Raw genomic sequence first — 20,375 nt, forward strand, 5'->3', positions numbered from 1 at the left:
ATGCGGTCCTGGCCATTTTTTTGGTTCTTCGACGAATTGCGGGTGATGGCGCTTGGCATGCGCTGCTGGCTCGCCGGCGTAGCCGGCGGGGGTTCTGTGGATGAGATTGAGGTATCGCTCGTGGCTCGCACCGCTGTTTCGCCGGCGTAGCCGGCGACCTACTCTTTTGTCCGAGCGACAAAAGAGTAGGCAGAAAAGCGCGTCGTTGCCGCTGGCCATCAATTCCACGGCGGCAGTGGTTCAAGGGGCTTTGGACGCCTGCGATGGTGGTCGGCCGTTCGACCCTGCTACGCCATGTGAGTCAGAACCTGTGCCTTGCGCGGCACGGCTTTTGGACGATCCCCAAGACGGACTCGGGTACAGCGTTTCAAGCAGGGCGGTGGTGGGACGCCTTCGGCTGCGCTGCGCGCGCGTCGTCGTCTGGGGGCAAGCTCATCAGCGTGGCTGGCGCCGGAGTCCCCCTTCCAGTTCCTGATGTCCTGTCTCTACGCGCATGCAATGCGCCCGAGGCTTCGTCACTGAGGCGAGGTTAGGACTAGACTTCACCGGACTTACTCCGAGCCGCGCGTAGCGCAGCCGTAGGCGTCCCCGTGAAGGCGTTGTTAGTAGGGACCACTCCGTAATCCGGGTTCGCTCGTACGCGCTGTCCCACCCCGATCATCTACGCGGCAGGCAGTCCAGCGGTCCTCTGATGCCCCAATGGCATTGAGCCCTTGTTTGACCACGTAAACGCGCTTTTGCCTCCTTTTGTCGCTCGGACAAAAGGAGGTCGCCGGCTACGCCGGCGAAACAACAGCGTCCGCCAAGAGCGACAACCCCACAATTCGGCGAAGACCCTTTTTTATCGGTACTGCGGCTCTGCGCGGTGCCGCTTGTCAGGCAGGACTCGATATCCGCCGGCGCTCAGGCCACCTTATCGGCTTTACCTGCGGCCTGGGCGAAACGCGCCAGGAACTTGTCGAGCAGGAAAGGCTCCGTGTGCCGATCTTCCGCGCTTTCCTTGCGGCGGATCGCGTTGCGTACCAGCAGCGACCCGAGATAGCGCACCGGCTCCGGAGGAAATTGGCCACGCGGCCCCTTCGCCAGCCCTGAACGCGTCCAGGCATTGTCCTCGCCCAGCGCCAGCGACGACAGCATCTGGCCGCCCATATAGCTTGGCGCCACGCCATTGCCGGAATAGCCGAACCCATAGGAGATTGCGCGGTTTCCGTTCAGGTAGCCGAAGAACGGGAAGCCGGTCGACGAGCGGTCCGAGGGGCCATTCCAGCTGGCAATCACGGGCACATCGCTCAAGGCCGGGAAGAACGCACGCAAGCTTTGCGTGAGCATCGTCTCGTATGGCGATGCCTGATTGAAGACCGGCACGATGCGCCCGCGGTAGGAGAACGTGTTGCCGCCCTTGCCAAGCATGAGCCGCCCGTCGCAGGTGGTGCGGTAGTAGTAGACGAAGGTGCGCGAATCCAGCACCGAGGTGCCGTGATCGAGCCCGATGCTGGCCAGCAGGTCGGGACAGCGGTCCGTCATGATCATGTCGCTCGACACAATGGCCACCGAGCGCTCGAACTGCGGGAACAGCGTTGGCATCCAGGCATTGAGCGCGAGCACAACGTGGTCGGCTTCCACGCGTCCGCTCGGCGTAACGACCGCGGGTCGCGCGGCATCGACCACGGAAATCATCGGCGAGCGCTCATGGATGTCGATGCCCTGGCTCAACGCCACGCGACGCAGGCCACGCACCAGCTTGCCCGGATGCACCGTGCCGGCCAACGGTGAATAGAAGCCGGAGCGGTTGCGGGCAGAGCCCGTTCGCGTGGCAACCTCGCCGCTGCTCAGGCGCTGCCAGCTATTGAGCCCCCAGTCCTCCAGCGCCTTCACGACCGGATCGAGCAAACCTTCCTGGGCGGGATTGGTGGCGGTATAGATCGTGCCGTCCATGCGCAGATCGGCGTCGATACCATGCAGGCGGCAGAAATCCGCGATAGCGGGAATCGCATCCTCGGACGCCCGTACCAGCCGCATGGCTTCGGCCTCACCGAACAGCCGGGTCAACGTAAAGAGCTTGGTGGACCACGTCAGCATGCAACCGCCGTTGCGTCCGCTTGCGCCTGCGCCGCAGATATCGGCCTCGAGAATCGTAATTCTCGCGGAAGGGCGCTTTCGCTTGAGTTGCAGCGCTGTCCAAAGCCCGGTGAACCCGCCACCTACGATGCAGATGTCAGCCTGGTGGGTTCCGCGCAAGGCGGGGGCAAGATCGGTATCACCGAGAAGGGCCTGTTCTAGCCAGAAGGGGCGCATGGAGTTCTCCGAGGTTGAGAGCTCTCCTCAAATTACAACAATACGCCACAGTTTGCAACAAAATGACACAGGCTCCGTGCCGTCGGGGATGGGACGGTTCACGCGCTAATGCGGTCAGCTACCCTTTCACGCACACCACCTGCCTGAGCGTGTGCACGACCTCGACGAGGTCCGACTGTGCCGCCATCACCGCATCGATGTCCTTGTAGGCCATCGGGATCTCGTCGATCACGGCGGCGTCCTTGCGGCATTCCACGCCTTCGGTGGCGCGCACCTGGTCGGCGACGCTGAAGCGGCGCTTCGCCTCGGTACGGCTCATGGTGCGACCCGCACCGTGGCTGCACGAGCAGAACGACTCCGGGTTGCCCTTGCCCCGCACGATGAACGAGCGCGCGCCCATGGACCCCGGAATGATGCCAAGCTCGCCCTCGCGCGCGCTCACCGCGCCCTTGCGCGTGACCAGCACGTCCTGGCCGAAATGGCGCTCTTTCTGTACGTAGTTGTGGTGGCAGTTCACTGCCTGCGCCTCCGTGCTGAACGGCTTGCCGATGACGCGCCGCGCGGCGGCCAGCACGTTCGCCATCATCAGCTCGCGGTTGCGCCGCGCGAACTGCTGCGCCCAGGACACGGCGAACACGTAGTCGTTATAGTGCTCCGACCCTTCGGTCAGGTACGCGAGGTCGCGGTCCGGCAGGTTGGCCAGGTGCCGGCGCATGTCCTGCTGCGCCAGCGCGATGAAGGTCGTGCCAATCGCGTTGCCCACGCCGCGCGAGCCGGAATGCAGCATGAACCAGACGGCATCGGTCTCGTCGAGGCAGACTTCGATGAAGTGATTGCCGGTGCCGAGCGTGCCGAGATGGCTGCGGTTGTTGGTGCGGGCGAGCTGGGGATACTTGTCGGTGATGCGGCGGAAGTCTGCGGCCATCTCGGCCCAGACGCTGTCGACCGGCTCCGGCACCTTTCCCCACGCGCCTTCGTCGTGCCGCCCGCGCTGTGCGGTGCGGCCATGCGGCACCGCGTGTTCGATCGCGCTACGCAACGGGCCAAGGCTGTCCGGCAGGTCCGATGCGCGCAACGATGTGCGCAACGATGTGCGCACGGCCATCATGCCGCAGCCGATATCGACGCCGACTGCCGCCGGAATCACAGCACCCACCGTAGGAATCACCGAGCCGATCGTCGAGCCCTTGCCGAGGTGCACATCGGGCATCACCGCGAGATGGCGGAAGATGAACGGCATCTGCGCGGTATTGGCGAGCTGGCGGCGCGCCTCTTCCTCCACGGGCACGCCCCGGGTCCACATCTTGACCGGGTGGCCCTTGTCAGTCTTCAGCAGCTCGTAGCGGGCCTGTTGCGTCATGGAATCACTCCGGGTTGAACGGACTGCAGTTTAGACGCTGCTGCTGACCATCCAATCCCGAAGTGAAGCAAGGAGCGTCTCGAACGCCGCCGGGCTACCTGCTACCTGCGTCGGCGGGACAGGCTCACCGGCCCTTCCCTGTTCCGGCCCACGCCTTGACATCGCCCGCTTTGCCGCTCACCGAATACAGCGGCGCGATGGTGGGCATCAAGCATACGTTCTGACGGAAGCACGCTCCGCAGTGGCGGAAGACTTCGCGCGGCAGGCTGGCATCCACCTGCCGCGCGATGCCATTACGCCATGGCGATACGCCCCGAAGCCTGAACCGCCCGCTTGCCCGGCTCATGCCTTGCGTGCGATTCGCCAGGCAGCCGGAAGACCGACACCAGTTCGTTCAGTTCGCGCCCCTGTTCCTCGAGAGAGCGCGAAGCCGACGCCGACTCGCTGACGAGCGATGCATTGTGCTGGGTGACCTGGTCGATCTGGACGATCGCCTGGTTCACCTGCTCGATGCCGCGTCCCTGTTCCGACGATGCGGTGGCAATCTCTTCGACGATGGCCATGACCTGGGCCACGGCCTGTGTGACGGATGCCATGGCGTGTCCCGCCGCGCCGGCCAGTTCCGCGCCCGTGGCAACCTGCTGGCCCGAGGTATCGATCAGCGCCTTGATCTCCTTGGCCGCGCCGGAAGAGCGCTGCGCCAGCGCGCGTACCTCGCTCGCCACCACGGCAAACCCGCGGCCCTGTTCCCCCGCGCGTGCCGCTTCGACGGCGGCATTGAGTGCAAGGATATTGGTCTGGAACGCAATGCCTTCGATGATGCCGGTGATCTCGGCGATCTTGGCGGAACTCGCGCTGATGCCCTGCATGGTCTCCACCACGCGGCCCACGGTGCCGCTGCCCTCCTGCGCAACATTGGCCGCGTTGCGGGCCAGTTCCGTGGCATGACGCGCATTGTCGGTGTTCTGCCTGACAGTCTCGGTCAGCTCTTCCATGCTGGCGGCGGTTTGTTCCAGCGACGCGGCCTGCTCTTCGGTGCGGCTGCTCAGGTCCGCATTGCCCTGTGCGATTTCGCGCGTCGCGCCGGCGATGCTGGCGCTGCCCGCACGCACGCGCGTCACGGTTTCGGTGAGCCGTTCGTTCATGTCGCGCAACGCCGCGAGCAGGCGCCCGGTCTCGTCGTTGCTCGTCACTTCGATACGCGCGCCGAGATCGCCGCTGGCCACCGTGCGCGCCACGTCCACCGCCTGCCCGATGGGCCGCGTGATCGCGCGGGTGACCAGCACGCCGCCGATCCATGCGAGCGCCACCGCGGCCAGCGCGATCACGACCAGCAGGTTGCGCCGGCTGACATAGTCCGCGGCGAGCTGGGCCTCCATGTCACGCTGCCGGCGATGGGTCAGGTCGTCATAGGCATCGACGGCATGCAACAGCGACTCGAGCAATGGCCGGCATTGCGTGTTGATGCGGGCAATCGCCTCGTCGGTGTGCTTGTCCGCGGCCAGCGTGACGATGGCCGTTGCCACGGGTCCATACTGTGCTTCGACGCGAACCACGTCCGCGACGCGCTGGCGCGCTTCGTCGCTGGCGGACTTGTCCTGGACCATCTGGCTGAGCTTGCCAAGGCGGCTCTGCACATCTTCATGCGCGCGCAGCGCTTCCGCTTTTTCCTTGTCGATCTCGGCCGCCTCGGTTGCGAGCACCATATTGCGCGCGGCGATGGCGCGGCGGTCGACCGCCGCGCGCACCTCCGCGGACAGTTCGGAGCGTGCATTGAGACCGTTCAGATACTGGGTGAAGCCGTCCGTGGATGCGCCCAGCGCGAGCAGCGAATAGGCGGATACGGCCAGCACGATGCTGGCCAGCGTGCCAAAGCCGGCCAGGAGCCTGGCCTTGATCGAGAAATCCCTGAAATTCATGAATGTCCCCCTTCGCGTCCGTCGGACGCAAGCGCTGCGGTTGATTGTCAATCCTCCTGACAGACCCGGCAGGCATGCCCACCGTCTAACGCCTAGCGCCCGTTCCGAAGCCCTGCGCAGCCAATGCCATGCCGCGCCGGCAAGGGGTTCATGCGCGGCGCCGCCGAAACGGCACACGCGATGACCACATTCGTTCAAATCCTGTTGTTCCGCCGGCTAACGGCGAGGTTCCGCGGAGTTTGACCCCTCAGAAGAAGGGCGGGTTAACCCATGAAGCAGCGCGACGGCGTGCAGCTTCAGCCAACCGCCACGCGGTCTCGCCCGTCCGCCTTGGCGCGATACAGCGCCGCGTCAGCGCGCGACAGTACGCCATCGAGGGTGGTTTCGCCGGCCTCGACGCTGGCCAGGCCGACGCTTGCCGTACACGTGGGCCAGTCTTCACTGGCCTGGTTCGCGACGGCCTGCCGCACGCGTTCCGCCGTGGCGAGCGCGGCCGGACGATCGGTCTGCGGCATCAGCACCACGAACTCCTCGCCACCAAAGCGACCGAGCTGGTCAGTGTGGCGCAACGCCTGGCGCACGGTCTCGACGAAGTGGACCAGTACGCGGTCCCCCACGAGGTGCCCGTACTGGTCATTGATACGCTTGAAGTGGTCAATATCCATGATCAGCAGCGAGAACGCACGACCGCCATTGCGCCACTGCTGGAGTTCGCGGTCGCCGGCGAGCAGCACCGCGCGGCGGTTGAGGACACCCGTGAGGTCGTCGCGCTGCGACAACTGCTCGAACTGCTCGCGCATGTGCTCGCTGACGGTCAGCAGCAGGCCGATGCAGATGAACAACGTCGAGAAACTGAACGCCCCGATATAGGTCGTCTGGATGACATCGCCAACAAAGCGCGCCGAATCGGGCGCATCAAGGAAGACTGTCGTCACCGCACGCAGCAGCAGGATCAGGACCTGAAGCAGCAGGATAGCCACCGTGAAGCGCGGCCCGAACCCCTTGCCGTGACGCCACATCAGCCTTGCATGCGCGAGGCACACCGCTGCCAGGGTGCATGCCAGCAGCACAACGCGGATGCGGTAATCAGGCAAGATTGCCTGGTACCAGCCAAGGCTTGCCAGGCAGGCCAGGCCCACCGCGAGCCAGCGTGGCCATGTAACGGGCACGCCGAAGAAGCGCTGGCTGCCGACGTAGTACAGACCTGCTCCGGCGAGCATCAATCCATTGCCGCCCAGCACCACGCTCAGCGCGGGCCAGCGCCCGTCCATCGCGAACACCAACGCAGCGAGCGCGCTCATCACAGGGGCCATCGCCCAGGGCAGCAATCCCTTGATCGATCGGGGATAGGCGTGGCGGAACGCCAGCAGGATGACGCAAAGGGCCATATCGATCATGCCCGTCATGATCGACAGCGAACGCAGGTCCAGACTTGGCATCGTCAGGCGGTGACAGGGTGGGATTGGCCTTGGGGAAAACGGGGGACTGCTTTGCGGGTCATGGTCCTTTTTGGTCGGGCCGGGGAGGGGGTTTTGTTGGTGAAGGCTATATGGGATTGGGGGGTGGGGGCAAGTGGGGGGGAGAGGGGGGAAGTTGGGGGTTTCTGGTTGGGATTGGGGTGTCGTTCTTGGCGGGCGCCGCTGTTTTGCCGGCGTAGCCGGCGGGGGTTTTGTGGTTTGGGGTTGATGTGTCGTTCTTGGTCCGCGCCGCTGTTTCGCCGGCGCAGCCGGCGAGTCACTTTTTGTCCGAGCGACAAAAAGTAACCAAAAAGCGCGTCGTTGCCGCTGGCCATCAATTCCACGGCGGCAGTCGTTCAAACGGCTTTGGATTCAGTTTTGGTGGTCGGCCGTTCCACCCTGCTACGCCATGTGAGTCAGAACCTGTGCCTGACGCGGCACGGCTTTTGGACGATCCCCAAGACGGACTCGGGTACAGCGTTCCAACACGGTCAGTGGTGGGACGCCTTCGGCTGCGCTGCGCGCACGTCGTCGTCTGGGGGCAAGCTCATCAGCGTCGCTGGCGCCCGAGTCCCCGTTCCCGTTCCTGATGTCCTGTCTCTACGCGCATGCATTGGCAGGCATCGTCACCGAGGCGTGGTTCGCCTTGGGCCTGCGTGCTCAGACTTGAGCTCTGCGCATAGCGCAGCCGAAGGCGATCACGCGATATCGCTCGCAGCAGGGTCCACAGACGCTTGCAGGGCTCGTTCAATCAGCGCTGTAATTCTGACCACGGTCGTGCCCCACGCGGCAGGCAGCGGAAATCCCCTCTGAAGCCCATACCCGTACAACACCCCTGGCACACTACGATAAAAATTCGCCCCTTTGGGGCAACCAAAACGCGTTTTTGGTTACTTTTGTCGCTCGGACAAAAGTGACTCGCCGGCTACGCCGGCGAAACAGCCGCGCCAGCGAAGAGCGATAACCTACCCCCAACGAGTAGCCCCGCCGGCTACGCCAGCGAAACAGCGGCGCCCGCCAAGAACCCCAGCCTACCCCTCACCGACGACCGCCAAACATTCAATCTCCACCCTCGCCCCCAACGCCAACCCATTAGCCCCCAACGCACTCCTGACCGGATAAGGCGGCTCAAAAAACCCCTTATAAACCTCATTAAAAACCTGCCATTCGCTAATATCCGCGAGCATGATCGTGCATTTGGCAACATCCCGCATCGTCAGCCCATGGGCTTCCAACGTCGAACGGATATTCATCAGCGCCTGTTTGGCTTCTTCACGGATACCGCCAGGAACAAGCCGCGTGCTGCCAGGCACGATACCCATCTGCCCTGACAGGTAGACAACGTTGCCAATGCGGACGGCTTCGGAGAACGGCAGTCCTGCGGGCAGGACCTTGCCGGAATTCAGGAATTCCATGTCGCCCCTCCATGGTGGATGTGCGGCGCGCCGGAGCGCCGGCGCGTGGAGCATCCAATGTAGGCGCCAAAGCCCAACCGCTCAAGGCGCAGGGACAACCGCGTCCGGCACTTCGCGGTCGGCGGCGCGCCGCAGGCAGTCGAGCATTGTCGCGACGGCGGAACGATTGATCGAGTCTTCGCGCCAGTACATCGATACCGAGCCAAACCCGGCGAGGCGCAGGGGCACGATACGAAGGGCGCCTAGCTCTTCGAGCCGGCGTGCGGTCCGGTGCGAGGCCAGGCCGATCATGTCGCTATTGTTGAGCAGCGTGAGGTTGAGCACCGTGGAGTTCGATTCCACGCAATCGGCCGGCAACGGCCGCCCGGCGCTGGCAAGCGCCGCTTCGAGCGCATTGCGGATCGGCGTGCCGCGCGGCCAGACGACCCAGCGGTAGCTTTGCAGCGCCTCCCACGTCACCGTGTCCTGCGTGGCCAGCGGGTGGCGCGGACGTGCCACGAAGTGGATCGGTTCGAGGTACAGCGATTCGCCAATGGTCTGCGCGTCCTGCAACTCGGGCGCGGATCGCCCCACCACGATGTCCAGCTCATTGTGCGCAAGCTGGTTCATGAGCCGGTCCATGGTCGTTTCGACCAGCCGAACCTGCGCGCGCGGCATGCGCTGCAGCAGCCGCAGCACGGCCAGCGGCACCGTATCAGCGGCCGACGCGCCAGACGTGCCGACCACCACCAGCCCGCTGCCGCCCTCCCGCATGGCCGCCAGGTCGTCGCGCGCCGTGTCTAGCTGTGCGGTAATGCGGCGCGCATGCTCGATCAGCGACTCGCCGTACGGTGTCGGTTGCAGCCCGCGCGCCTGGCGCTCGAACAGCGGCAGCCCGATGTCGTCTTCCAGGTCCTTGAGCCATTTGGATAGCCCGGGCTGCGTGGTATTGAGCAGCGCGGCCGACTGGCTCATGTTGCCGGTCTCGGCGAGGCTGAGGAGCATCTGCAGGTTGCGCAGGCGCAGGCGCTGGGTCCAGTCCATGTCTGATCGCTAAGTTCACCTATACGATGAATCGTATAGATAAGAGGATTTATTCATTTCAAATCTTATATCGCGGGACGTATAACTCCAAGCAACAGCCCGGCAACACCGCCGGGGAACACAAAAAGCCACGGAGACAGCATGTCCGATCATTCGCCTGATCCCGCCCGCGTCGCGTACTACGAGCGCATCGGCCACAGCCATATGACCCCGCTGTGGGAATCGCTCCACAGCCTGGTGCCGCCGCAGCCGCGCCCGCAGATCATCCCGGCCATCTGGAAGTACGACGCGATCCGCCCGCTGGTCATGCAGGCCGGCGAGGTCATCAGCGCCGAAGAGGCCGTGCGCCGCGTGCTGATCCTGGAGAACCCCGGGCTGCCCGGCAAGTCGAGCATCACGTCGACGCTCTACGCCGGCCTGCAGCTGATCCTGCCGGGCGAGATCGCGCCGAGCCATCGCCATACGCAGTCGGCGCTGCGCTTTATCGTGGAAGGCAAGGGTGCCTGGACCGCCGTCAACGGCGAGCGCACCACCATGCATCCGGGCGACTTCATCATCACGCCGTCGTGGACCTGGCATGACCATGGCAACCCGAGCCTGGAAGATGGCGGCGAGCCGGTGGTGTGGCTGGACGGCCTCGATATCCCGCTGGTGCAGCAGTTCGATGCAGGCTTTGCCGAGAACTACCCCGAGTCCCAGCAGCCCGTGACGCGTCCCGAGGGCGACAGCTTTGCGCGCTTCGGTCAGAACATGGTGCCGGTGCGCCACAAGGTCACCGACCCGACCTCGCCGATCTTCAGCTATCCGTACGACCGTTCGCGTGAAGCGCTCGACAAGCTTTACCGCAATGGCGAACTCGACGCGTGGGACGGCGTGAAGCTGCGCTACGTGAACCCGGCCACGGGCGGCTGGCCGATGCCGACCATCGCCACCTTCATGCAGTACCTGCCGGCCGGTTTCCAGGGCAAGACCTATCGGAGCACCGACGCCACCGTCTACAGCGTGGTGGAAGGCCGCGGCACCGTGCGCATCGGCGATGCGCAGTTCCAGTTCGAGCCGCGCGATGTGTTCGTCGCGCCGTCGTGGGCACCGGTGCAGCTCGGCGCGATGGAAGACGCCGTGCTGTTCAGCTACTCCGACCGCCCCGTGCTGTCGGCACTGAACCTGCTGCGCGAATCGCGAGCCTGAGCCCCTTTTCAACCCGTTTCATCCGAATTCATATGCCCGGGTGCGCGCATGGCGCGGCACCCCGGTCCCGCACACCCTTCTGACTGACTGAGCCGACCATGTCCTACGTCTTCACGCCCCCCGCCACCGTCGCCATTCCCGTTGCCGGCACCGATGACCAGTTCGCCGTGCGCCGCGTCTACTGCGTCGGCCGCAACTATGCCGCCCATGCACGCGAAATGGGCTTCGACCCCGATCGCGAGCCCCCGTTCTTCTTCTGCAAGCCCGCCGATGCCATCGTGCCCGTGGCCGACGGCCAGACGCTGGAACTGCCCTACCCCGTGCAGACGCAGAACTACCACTACGAAGCCGAGCTGGTCGCGGTGATCGGCAAGGCCGGTTCCGACATTCCGGTCGAGCAGGCGCTGGAGCACGTGTGGGGCTACGCCGTGGGCCTCGACATGACGCGCCGCGACCTGCAGATGAAGATGCGCGAAATGGGCCGTCCGTGGGAAATCGGCAAGGCCTTCGACGCCTCGGCGCCGGTCGCGCCGATCCATCGCGCCGCCGATATCGGCCACCCGCAGGAAGCTGCCCTCTGGCTGACCGTCAACGGTGAAGACAAGCAGCGCAGCAACGTCACGCACCTGATCTGGTCGGTGGCCGAAACGGTCGCTTACCTGTCGCAGTTCTTCCGCCTGGAACCGGGCGATGTGATCTTCACCGGTACCCCGGAAGGCGTGGGTGCGGTCAAGGCCGGCGACACCATGGTGACCGGCGTCGACGGCCTCGGCGAACTCAAGGTCCGCGTGGTCTGATATCCACGCCGGTAAGCAGCGAAGCCATCATGCAGCTCTATAGTTTCTTCAACAGCTCCACGTCCTACCGCGTGCGCATTGCGCTGGCGCTCAAGGGCCTGCCGTTCGAGTATCTGCCGGTCAACATCCGCACCGGCCAGCACCGCGAGGCGGAGTACGTACAGGGCATCAACCCGTCCGCCTGCGTGCCCGCGCTGGTGGATGGCGATTTCACGCTCGGACAGTCGCTCGCGATCATGGATTACCTCGACGCGCACTACCCGGAACCGCGCCTGCTGCCGCAGGACGCGGAGCCGCGTGCGCGCGTGCTGGAACTGACCAGCCTGATCGCCTGCGACATCCATCCGGTCAACAACCTGCGCGTGCTGCGCTACCTGCAGGATGTGCTCAAGGTGACGCCGGAACAGAAGGATGCCTGGTACCGCCACTGGGTCGACGAAGGCATGGCCGGTGTGGAACGCCTGCTCGCGCTGCACGGCAAGGGCCCGTGGTGTTTCGGTGACAAGCCGACATTGGCCGACGTCACGCTGGTGCCGCAGATCGCCAACGCGCAGCGCGTGGGCTGCGACCTTTCGCCCTACCCGCGCGCCATGGCGGTCTATGCGCATGCCACGGCGCACCCCGCCTTTGCCAAGGCTGCGCCCACGCAGCAACCCGATTACACGGCCTGATTCGCTGACCCGGCCAGGAGACAAGCATGAACACATCACAAGACACGGGCCGCAAGGTTCTGATCATCGGCGGCGGCATCGGCGGGCTGGCAGCGGCGCTGGCGCTCGCGCGCAAGGGCATCCGCATCGAACTGCTGGAACAGGCCGAGCAGATCGGCGAGATCGGCGCCGGCATCCAGCTCGCAGCCAATGCGTTCGCAGCCATGGATGCGCTCGGCGTGGGCGAAGCCGCGCGCGGCCGTGCCGTCTTTACGGACTACCTGAGCCTGCGCGATGCAATCGACACGCATGAGATTGCGCGCGTCGATGTCGGCACGCCCTACCGCGAACGCTTCGGCAACCCGTATGCGGTGATTCACCGCGCGGACATCCACCTGTCGATTCTCGAAGCGGTGAAGGATCATCCGCTGATCAGCTTCCGTACCGCCACGCGCGTCGAGAAGCTCGAACAGGACGAGCGCGGCGTCACCGTCATTGACCAGCGCGGCGAGCGCCACCAGGCCGATGCCGTGGTCGGCTGCGACGGCGTCAAGTCCGCGATCCGCGACGCGCTGATCGGCGATGCGCCGCGCGTGACCGGCCACGTGGTGTATCGCGCGGTCGTCGAAGTCGAAAACATGCCGAAGGACTTGCAGGTCAACGCACCGGTGGTGTGGGCCGGTCCGAACTGCCACCTCGTGCACTACCCGCTGCGCGGCGGCCAGCAATACAACCTGGTCGTGACCTTCCACAGCCGCGAGCAGGAAACCTGGGGCGTGCGCGAAGGCAGCAAGGAAGAGGTGCTGTCTTACTTCGACGGCATCCACGCCCTGCCGCACCAGATGCTGGACCGCCCGACGTCGTGGAAGCGCTGGGCCACCGCCGACCGCGACCCGGTCGAGCGCTGGAGCTTCGGCCGCGCGACCATCCTCGGCGATGCCGCGCATCCGATGACCCAGTACGTCGCGCAGGGCGCTTGCCAGGCACTCGAGGACGCCGTCACATTGGGCGCCGCGGTGGAAGCCGCGGGCAATGACTTCGAGGCCGCATTCAAGCTGTACGAACAAGCCCGCATCCCCCGCACCGCACGCGTGCTCTACGCGGCGCGCGACATGGGCCGCGTGTACCACGCCAAGGGCGTGGACCGCATGGTGCGCAACTCGCTGTGGACGGGCCGCACGCAGACCCAGTTCTACGACGCCCTGCAATGGCTGCACGGCTGGCGCGCCGAGCGCTGCCTGAGCACGACGCCCTGGCTCTGAGGTTCGATAGCTGCTTGGCTGCTCCCCTCTCCCATTTATGGGAGAGGGGTTGGGGGAGAGGGCAGGAGCCGCCACGAAGTAACCGTCTTCGCCATTGCGAACGCCTGCCCTCTCCCCCGCCCCTCTCCCGCAAGCGGGAGAGGGGAGATACCTCGGTTCATCTTGTAAGTCTTTCGAAGTAGTGACACTTGATGGCACTGGCAGCAAGCGCCGCCAGTGGCCATCGTTCGCCCCGAAACAGGCAACGAGGAGGAGACAACCCATGCCTGCCAGCCAGACCATCAATATTTCCGCGTTCATCGACCGCCAGCCGCTCTCGGCCTTCCAGGTCATGATCGTGGCGCTGTGCTTCCTGATCGTTGCGATCGACGGCTTCGATACCGCCGCCATCGGCTTCATCGCGCCGGCCATCCGTGCCGAATGGCAGCTCACGCCCGCGCATCTGGCGCCGCTGTTCGGCGCGGGCCTTGCCGGCCTGATGGCTGGCGCGTTCCTGTTCGGCCCGCTCGCCGACCGCTTCGGCCGCAAGAGCGTGCTCGTGTTTTCGGTGCTGTTCTTCGGCGCGGCAAGCCTCGCATCGGCATGGTCCGGCGAGCTGTGGGAACTGATTGCGCTGCGCTTCCTGACCGGCCTTGGACTCGGCGGTGCCATGCCCAACACCATCACGCTGACGTCCGAGTTCTGCCCGGAGAAGCGCCGCTCGTTCCTGGTCACGACCATGTTCTGCGGCTTCACGCTCGGCTCGGCGCTCGGCGGTCTCGCTTCGGCAGGCTTGATCGAAGCCTATGGCTGGCGCTCGGTGCTCGTGGTCGGCGGCGTGCTGCCGCTGGCGCTCACGGTACTGCTGGCCGTGCTGCTGCCGGAATCGGTGCGCTACCTGGTGATGGCCGGACGCGCGCCGGAACGCATCGCCGCGACGCTGCGGCGCATTGCCCCGCAGGCCGACCTTGATGGCGCCACATTCACGGTGTCGGAATCCCGCAGCACCAGCTCGCCAGTACGTCACCTGTTCAAGCCGGAGCTTGTACGCGGCACGCTGCTGTTCTGGCTGACGTTCTTCATGAGCCTGCTGGTGATCTACCTGCTGTCGAGCTGGCTGCCGACGCTGCTGCGAGGCACCGGTTTGTCGCTGCGTACCGCGGCGCTGGTCACCACCATGTTCCAGGTTGGCGGCACGCTCGGCGCGATTGTGTTGGGCTGGCTGATGGACCGCTTCAATCCGCACTACGTGCTGGCGATCAGCTACGCGCTGGCCGGTGTGTTCGTCGCCGCGATCGGCAGCCTGGCCGATACGCCGATGCTGGCAGGTGCCGCGGTATTCCTTGCGGGCTTCTGCATCTCGGGTTCGCAGGTCGGCGCCAACGCATTGTCGGCCGGCTTCTACCCGACCGATTGCCGGGCGACCGGCGTGAGCTGGGCCAACGGCGTCGGCCGGATGGGCTCGGTGGTGGGCTCGGTGGGCGGCGCGACCATGCTGTCGATGGGCCTGAGCATGCCTACGCTGTTCGCGCTGATCGGCATCCCCGCTCTGCTGGCGGGCGGCACTATGCTGTCGCTGGGGCTGGCACGCCGCGCACATACACGGCAGGAACTCGCCGCGAGCTGACGCGCACCGGCGTCAGCGTGCCCGCAGCGCATCGACGATGTTCATGCGGGCCGCGCGCAACGCCGGCAGGAAACCGCCGATCAGCCCCATCGCCATCGAGAACAACAAGGTCCTGACCACGACGCCCGGCGTCAGGATGAAGCGGAACGACAGATCGGCGAAGGTCTGGAAGTTGGTGGTCGAAAATGAAGCGAACTGCATCAGCGCGGCACAGCAAAGCCCAGCCACGCCACCGACGAGCCCCAGTAGCAGCGCCTCGACCAGGAACGCGGCCAGCACGTTGGTGCGTCGGAAGCCCAGCGCACGCAACGTGCCAATTTCCGCGACGCGGTTCGCCACCGACGCGTACATCGTGATCATGGCGCCGATCATCGCAGCGATCGAGAAAATCGTGGTCAGCGTCAGGCCCAGGATGTTGATGAACGTCGACAGCGCCTTGGACTGGTCGCTGTAGAAGGTCTGCTCGAGCTTGGCCTCGTTGGCCAGGCGCGGATCCACGTCGATGTCGGCGCGCAGCCGCGCGAACGCGTCGGGCCGCGTCAGCCGCACCACCATCGACGAATAGCTGCTGCGGCGGAACGATTGCATGAGCTGGTCGGCATCGCCCCATATCTCTGAATCAAAGCCGCTGCCGCCTGCGTCGAATACGCCGACGATGGTCCAGTCGCGTTGGGCAAAGCGCAATCGCCCGCCGAGCTGCGCGCCCGTAAAGCCGCCGGCCACGCTACTGCCGACGATAATCTCCGATGATCCGGGCCGGAACGTGCGTCCCGACACCAGCCGGATCTGCGGCCGCAATGCCAAACCCTTCGGCGACACCCCGCGGATCACCACGTTGGACGGCGTGTCCGAGCCGCGCTTGTTCAGCGAAATCAGCACCACGGCTTCCTTCGACGCCATCGGGCGGCCGTTGCCGTCCATCGCGACCGATGGATGCATCTCCATGATGCTGGCCTGGTCGCGGCTGATCGCGCTCTGCACTTCGGTCTCCGCGCCCTTGCGGATCATGACGACGTTGTCCCGCTCACCGGTGGTGACCAGCGTGCGCTTGAGGCCCGCATCGAGCATCAGCATGGTGGCAAACACGAACACCACGAGCCCGAGGCCACCTGCCGTCAGCGCCGTGGTCAGCCGCCGGGCCCACAGGTTGCGCGCGATGTAACTGAGCGGGATCGCCATGTGAATCCCTAGCCGATCGCCCGCAGGCCCTCGACGATGCGCACGCGTGCCGCCTGCACGGCCGGCACCACCGCGGCGAACAGCGCCACCACCAGCGCGCAGGCCGCCTGCATCCCCATTGTTTCGTGCGACACCGTGAACACGGGGAACACGCCACCCACCGCCTGCTTGAACATCGCAGCCATCGGCGGCGTGGCGAGCATGCCGATGCCGCCACCCACGAGGCAGATGAATATCGATTCGCCGAACATCAGCAGCGCCAGGAAGCCAGGCCCGAAGCCGAGCGCCTTGAGCGTTGCGTATTCCACCGTGCGTTCGCGCGCACTCATGGCCATCGCATTGGCCATCACCGCCATGATGATCAGGATTACCACGTACGACACCACGCGGATCGCCGCGATGATCTGGTTCGACATCGCCACGAAGCCCAGCTGGAACGCCTGCTCGGTCTCTGTCAGCGTCTCGGCCAGAGAGTTGTGGAATACGGCGTCCACGTTGCGCGAAATCGCGGCGGCGTTGTCCGGGTTGTCGATACCGAGGATGTAGACGCCGACCTGGTCGGCCTGCTTCGGAGAGCGCTTGCGCACCGTCTCGTTCAGGTATTCCCAATGGAACACCATGTGGCGCGTGATGGTGCTTTCATCGCGGCCTTCCATGATTCCGCGCACGATGAACTCCCACGTGCCCGGGTAGATCGTGCCCTTGATCGGCAGCACGTCGCCGACCTTGAAACCATACTGGTCCGCGAGCTGCCGCCCAATCAGCGCGCCCTTGCGGTCGCGCTGATAGTCGGCACGCTGCTGCGCCGTGACGACGAATTCCGGGTACAGGTCGAGATAATTGTCCGAAACCGCGAACTGGGCAAAGAAATTCTTCGGGTCACGATAGACGCCACCGAACCAGTTGGAACGCGACACCACCGTCACGCCGTCCACGCCGCGGATGCGGTTCTCATAGCTGAGCGGCAGCGGGAACACCAGCGAGATGGCATTGCGCGTCACGAGCCGCCCGCTGGAAGCCGCGGCCGCGCCCGCGTACCAAGCGTCGACCACAGTCTGCAGCAATCCGTAGGCCAGCACCGCCACGACCAGCCCCGTCACGGTCAGCACCGTGCGCAGCTTGTGGCGCAGCGCGTTGCGGGCGATCAGCTTCAGCACGAACATGGCGTGCACTCAGTGCGGTTCAGGCGCCGTTGCCATGAATCAGTTCCCCCTTCTCCAGGTGCACGAGCGACCCTGCCGCGTTGGCGGCATGCGCGTCGTGCGTGACCATGATGATGGTCTTGCCGCCCTCGCGGTTGAGCCGCTGCAGCATGGCCAGGATATCGGCGGCGGCGTTGCGGTCGAGGTCGCCCGTGGGCTCGTCGGCGACGATCAGCACCGGGTCGGTGATCAGCGCGCGCGCAATCGCCACGCGCTGCTGCTGCCCGCCGGACAACTCGGACGGATAGTGGTCCATGCGATCGGCGAGGTTCACCATGCCGAGCACCAGCTCCACGCGCGCACGGCGCTCGGCGCGCGACAGGCGCGTCAGCATCAGCGGCAGCTCCACGTTCTCGAACGCCGTGAGCACCGGCATCAGGTTGTAGAACTGGAAGATGAAGCCGACATTGGCCGCGCGCCACGCGGCCAGTTCCGACTCCGCGAGCCGCGTGATGTCCTGCCCGCCTACCAGCAGTTCGCCGCTGTCCGGCCGGTCGATGCCGGCGATCAGGTTCAGCAGCGTGCTCTTGCCGGAGCCGGACGGTCCCATCAGCGCGATGAAGTCGCCCTCGGCAATGTCGAGCGTGATATCGGTCAGCACGGGCACGATCTGCATGCCGCGCCGGTATGACTTGGCGAGGTGCCGGATGCTGACGAGCGGGGTCGCGGCCACGTTACTTCTTCGCCGCCGTGACGCGGGCGCCGTCGCGCAGCTTGTCGCCGGGTGCAAGCACCAGCACATCGCCCGCGGCCACGCCGCCGACGGCCACCAGTTCGCCGATGCGTTCGCCGGTCGTCACCGCCTTTTCCTGTGCCTTGCCGTCGTGGACCACGAACACCACCTTGCGGTCGTCACGCGTGACAATGGCGGCCGGCTGCACAGCCACGACCGGCTTCCGGTCCTGTTCGGCCAATGGCTTGGAGAGGAACGCAATTTTGGCGCTCATGTCGGGTAGCACGCGCGCATCGCGGTCGACAAACCGCACCTTGACCAGCACGGTCGCCTTGGAGCGGTCCACGGTCGGCACGATGCGCGACACCTGGCCCGCGAAGCGCATATCGGGCAGCGCGTCGAGTTGCAGCAGGCACGGCTGGTCCGCGCGGATCTTTGCGATATTGGATTCAGCGACGTCCGCCTCGACTTCGAGCGTATCCATATCCGCGATCGTCACGACCGCGCCCTTGGTATCGGACGCCGATGAAAACGGCGTGATGTTGTCGCCGACATTGGCATGCTTGATCAGCACCACGCCGTCGAACGGCGCGCGGATGACGGTCTGGTCGACCGATACCTGTGCAGCCTGCGCATTCGCCTGTGCCGAGGCGATGGCCGCTCTCGAATTCGACACCGACGCCTGCGCCTTCTTGAAGCGCGCCAGGTCGGCGTCATACTGCTGGACCGAGATCGCCTTCGGGCCTAGCAGCTGTTCGGAGCGGCGCAGGTTCACTTCCGCGTCGCGCAGCTCGGCGAGCTGCAACTCAAGGTTGGCCTGTGCCACCTTCACCTGCGCCGTTGCCTGCGCCAGCGTAGCGCCCACGTCGCGGCTTTCGATGCGCGCGATGATCTCATCCTTCTTCACGCGCGAGCCTTCCAGCACGCCGAGCCATTCCAGCCGGCCCTGCGCCTTGGAAGCGACCGCCGCCTTGCGCTGCGGCACGACATAGCCGGTAGCGTTGAGCAGGGTGTAGTTCTGGGAAGGATAGGCGGACGAGACCGTGACGGTCTCCACCGCAGTGGGGCCGGCCACCTTGAAGGCGATAGCCGCGGCCACGGCGAGCGCCACGGCGATGGCCACATAGGGCAGCCACCGGCGGCGGCGCGGCGGGGCAGCGTGTGGGCCGCGGTCGATTTTCAGCCGGGAGAGGTCTTGGTCGGCCAATCGGGTCATCCTGCTGGGAGAGGTTGTCAGTATAGCGCTGGGGGCACTTTGGGCTTTTTGTTCGAGCTGGGTCTGTCGTTCTTGGCATGCGCCGCTGGTTCGCCGGCGTAGCCGGCGGGGCTCTTTGTTCGAGCTGGGTCTGTCGCTCTTGGCATGCGCCGCTGGTTCGCCGGCGTAGCCGGCGGGGCTCTTTGTTCGAGTTGGGTCTGTCGCTCTTGGCAGGCGCCTCTGTTTCGCCGGCGTAGCCGGCGACCTACTTTTACCCGAGCGGTAAAAGTAGGCAAAAGCGCGTTTACGTGGTCAATCCAGAGCTCAATGCCATTGAGGCATCAGAGGACCGCTGGACTGCCTGCCGCGTAGATGATTAGGATGGGACAGCGCGTACGAGCGAACCCGGATTACGAAGTGGTCCCTTCTAACAACGCCCTCACGGGGACGCCTTCGGCTGCGCTACGCGCGGCTCGGAGTAAGGCCGCGAAGGTCTGACCCGAACCCCGCCTCGGTGACGATGCCCTGGGCGCATTGCATGCGCGTAGAGACAGGACATCAGGAACTGGAACTGAAAGCGGGACTCGTGCGCCAGCAGCATTGATGAGCTTGCCCCCAGACGACGCGCGCGCAGCGCAGCCGAAGGCGTCCCACCACTGACCTGATTGGAACGCTGTACCCGAGTCCGTCTTGGGGATTGTCCAAAAGCCGTGCCGCGCCAGGCACAGGTTCTGACTCACATGGCGTAGCAGGGTCGAACCACTGACCACCGTAGCAGGCGTCCAAAGCCGTTTGAACCACTGCCACCGTGGAATTGATGGCCAGCGGCAACGACGCGCTTTTTGGTTACTTTTTGTCGCTCGCCCTCCATGTCAGGATAGTTGTCGCCTCGCCGCCTTTCGATGAAGGACAATGGGGGGCGGAAGCGGTTTGGAGATGAAACGCTATCCGGCGGAGTTCAAGGAGTGGATGGTTGAGCAGATGATGCCGCCCTTGAACCGATCAGTTGTGGCGTTGGCCAAGGAGACGGGTGTCACGACAGTGAGCCTGCGCACCTGGCGCCACGAGGCGCGAGAGCAAGGAAAGGTTGTGCCAGGCAACGGCAAGCAGAGTGACAAGTGGTCCAGTGCGGACAAGTTCCGGGTGGTGCTGGA

At 65.3% G+C, this 20,375-nt stretch carries 16 protein-coding genes; 6 read left to right on the forward strand and 10 right to left on the reverse strand.

What is annotated here, in order from left to right; genetic code table 11:
* Positions 1-903: 903 nt before the first annotated feature.
* The 6 genes from KHO41_RS28330 to KHO41_RS28355 all read right to left on the reverse strand — a co-directional run bounded on the left by KHO41_RS28330 (position 904) and on the right by KHO41_RS28355 (position 9,469).
* Positions 904-2,295 (reverse strand): FAD-dependent oxidoreductase, encoded by a 1,392-nt coding sequence (locus KHO41_RS28330; protein ID WP_211956562.1) that lies wholly within the window; start codon positions 2,293-2,295, stop codon positions 904-906.
* 118 nt (positions 2,296-2,413) lie between these two features.
* Positions 2,414-3,655 (reverse strand): RtcB family protein, encoded by a 1,242-nt coding sequence (locus KHO41_RS28335; RefSeq protein ID WP_211956563.1) that lies wholly within the window; start codon positions 3,653-3,655, stop codon positions 2,414-2,416.
* Positions 3,656-3,948: 293 nt separating this feature from the next.
* Positions 3,949-5,574 carry a methyl-accepting chemotaxis protein gene (locus tag KHO41_RS28340; protein ID WP_211956564.1) on the reverse strand — a complete coding sequence of 542 codons (1,626 nt, stop codon included), beginning with the start codon at positions 5,572-5,574 and terminating at the stop codon, positions 3,949-3,951.
* 296 nt (positions 5,575-5,870) lie between these two features.
* The gene (locus KHO41_RS28345; protein ID WP_211956565.1) at positions 5,871-7,013 is read right to left on the reverse strand and encodes a GGDEF domain-containing protein; all 1,143 of its coding nucleotides are present in this window, start codon (positions 7,011-7,013) and stop codon (positions 5,871-5,873) included.
* Positions 7,014-8,062: 1,049 nt separating this feature from the next.
* Positions 8,063-8,446 (reverse strand): RidA family protein, encoded by a 384-nt coding sequence (locus KHO41_RS28350; protein WP_211956566.1) that lies wholly within the window; start codon positions 8,444-8,446, stop codon positions 8,063-8,065.
* 81 nt (positions 8,447-8,527) lie between these two features.
* Positions 8,528-9,469 (reverse strand): LysR family transcriptional regulator, encoded by a 942-nt coding sequence (locus tag KHO41_RS28355; RefSeq protein WP_211956567.1) that lies wholly within the window; start codon positions 9,467-9,469, stop codon positions 8,528-8,530.
* A 141-nt stretch (positions 9,470-9,610) separates the two neighbouring features.
* Between KHO41_RS28355 and gtdA the strand changes: the two genes are divergently transcribed.
* From gtdA to KHO41_RS28380, 5 genes are all read left to right on the forward strand, one after another.
* Positions 9,611-10,657: a gentisate 1,2-dioxygenase gene (gtdA, locus tag KHO41_RS28360; RefSeq protein ID WP_211956568.1), complete on the forward strand. Its 1,047-nt coding sequence runs from the start codon at positions 9,611-9,613 to the stop codon at positions 10,655-10,657.
* A gap of 98 nt (positions 10,658-10,755) precedes the next feature.
* Positions 10,756-11,454, forward strand: a complete 699-nt coding sequence (locus KHO41_RS28365; protein WP_211956569.1) for a fumarylacetoacetate hydrolase family protein — start codon at positions 10,756-10,758, stop codon at positions 11,452-11,454.
* Between the two features lie 29 nt (positions 11,455-11,483).
* On the forward strand, positions 11,484-12,125 hold the full coding sequence (maiA, locus tag KHO41_RS28370; protein ID WP_211956570.1) for a maleylacetoacetate isomerase: 642 nt from the start codon (positions 11,484-11,486) through the stop codon (positions 12,123-12,125).
* Positions 12,126-12,151: 26 nt separating this feature from the next.
* Positions 12,152-13,366 carry a 3-hydroxybenzoate 6-monooxygenase gene (locus KHO41_RS28375; protein ID WP_211956571.1) on the forward strand — a complete coding sequence of 405 codons (1,215 nt, stop codon included), beginning with the start codon at positions 12,152-12,154 and terminating at the stop codon, positions 13,364-13,366.
* Positions 13,367-13,628: 262 nt separating this feature from the next.
* On the forward strand, positions 13,629-14,972 hold the full coding sequence (locus KHO41_RS28380; RefSeq protein WP_211956572.1) for an MFS transporter: 1,344 nt from the start codon (positions 13,629-13,631) through the stop codon (positions 14,970-14,972).
* Between the two features lie 12 nt (positions 14,973-14,984).
* On the opposite strand, the gene KHO41_RS28385 is transcribed toward KHO41_RS28380, so the two are convergent.
* From KHO41_RS28385 to KHO41_RS28400, 4 genes are read right to left on the reverse strand one after another with little or no spacing between them, the layout of a single operon-like run.
* Positions 14,985-16,151, reverse strand: a complete 1,167-nt coding sequence (locus KHO41_RS28385; protein ID WP_211956573.1) for an ABC transporter permease — start codon at positions 16,149-16,151, stop codon at positions 14,985-14,987.
* An 8-nt stretch (positions 16,152-16,159) separates the two neighbouring features.
* On the reverse strand, positions 16,160-17,314 hold the full coding sequence (locus KHO41_RS28390) for an ABC transporter permease (RefSeq protein WP_211956574.1): 1,155 nt from the start codon (positions 17,312-17,314) through the stop codon (positions 16,160-16,162).
* 19 nt (positions 17,315-17,333) lie between these two features.
* The gene (locus KHO41_RS28395) at positions 17,334-18,026 is read right to left on the reverse strand and encodes an ABC transporter ATP-binding protein (protein ID WP_211956575.1); all 693 of its coding nucleotides are present in this window, start codon (positions 18,024-18,026) and stop codon (positions 17,334-17,336) included.
* Position 18,027: 1 nt separating this feature from the next.
* Positions 18,028-19,233: an efflux RND transporter periplasmic adaptor subunit gene (locus KHO41_RS28400; RefSeq protein ID WP_211956576.1), complete on the reverse strand. Its 1,206-nt coding sequence runs from the start codon at positions 19,231-19,233 to the stop codon at positions 18,028-18,030.
* A gap of 924 nt (positions 19,234-20,157) precedes the next feature.
* On the opposite strand from KHO41_RS28400, the gene KHO41_RS28405 reads away from it, so the two are divergent.
* On the forward strand, positions 20,158-20,375 hold a 218-nt coding region (locus KHO41_RS28405), incomplete at its 3' end, for a transposase (protein ID WP_211956577.1).

This window comes from Cupriavidus numazuensis (assembly GCF_905397435.1).
Taxonomy (GTDB): domain Bacteria; phylum Pseudomonadota; class Gammaproteobacteria; order Burkholderiales; family Burkholderiaceae; genus Cupriavidus; species Cupriavidus numazuensis.

Bases quoted from the DNA above. Each gene is read 5' to 3' on its own strand.
- KHO41_RS28340 (WP_211956564.1), bottom strand. From the start codon at position 5,574: ATGAATTTCAGGGATTTCTCGATCAAGGCCAGGCTCCTGGCCGGCTTT.
- KHO41_RS28390 (WP_211956574.1), bottom strand. From the start codon at position 17,314: ATGTTCGTGCTGAAGCTGATCGCCCGCAACGCGCTGCGCCACAAGCTG.
- KHO41_RS28335 (WP_211956563.1), bottom strand. From the start codon at position 3,655: ATGACGCAACAGGCCCGCTACGAGCTGCTGAAGACTGACAAGGGCCAC.
- KHO41_RS28375 (WP_211956571.1), top strand. From the start codon at position 12,152: ATGAACACATCACAAGACACGGGCCGCAAGGTTCTGATCATCGGCGGC.
- KHO41_RS28355 (WP_211956567.1), bottom strand. From the start codon at position 9,469: ATGGACTGGACCCAGCGCCTGCGCCTGCGCAACCTGCAGATGCTCCTC.
- gtdA (WP_211956568.1), top strand. From the start codon at position 9,611: ATGTCCGATCATTCGCCTGATCCCGCCCGCGTCGCGTACTACGAGCGC.
- KHO41_RS28385 (WP_211956573.1), bottom strand. From the start codon at position 16,151: ATGGCGATCCCGCTCAGTTACATCGCGCGCAACCTGTGGGCCCGGCGG.
- KHO41_RS28365 (WP_211956569.1), top strand. From the start codon at position 10,756: ATGTCCTACGTCTTCACGCCCCCCGCCACCGTCGCCATTCCCGTTGCC.
- KHO41_RS28330 (WP_211956562.1), bottom strand. From the start codon at position 2,295: ATGCGCCCCTTCTGGCTAGAACAGGCCCTTCTCGGTGATACCGATCTT.
- KHO41_RS28380 (WP_211956572.1), top strand. From the start codon at position 13,629: ATGCCTGCCAGCCAGACCATCAATATTTCCGCGTTCATCGACCGCCAG.
- KHO41_RS28345 (WP_211956565.1), bottom strand. From the start codon at position 7,013: ATGCCAAGTCTGGACCTGCGTTCGCTGTCGATCATGACGGGCATGATC.
- KHO41_RS28350 (WP_211956566.1), bottom strand. From the start codon at position 8,446: ATGGAATTCCTGAATTCCGGCAAGGTCCTGCCCGCAGGACTGCCGTTC.
- maiA (WP_211956570.1), top strand. From the start codon at position 11,484: ATGCAGCTCTATAGTTTCTTCAACAGCTCCACGTCCTACCGCGTGCGC.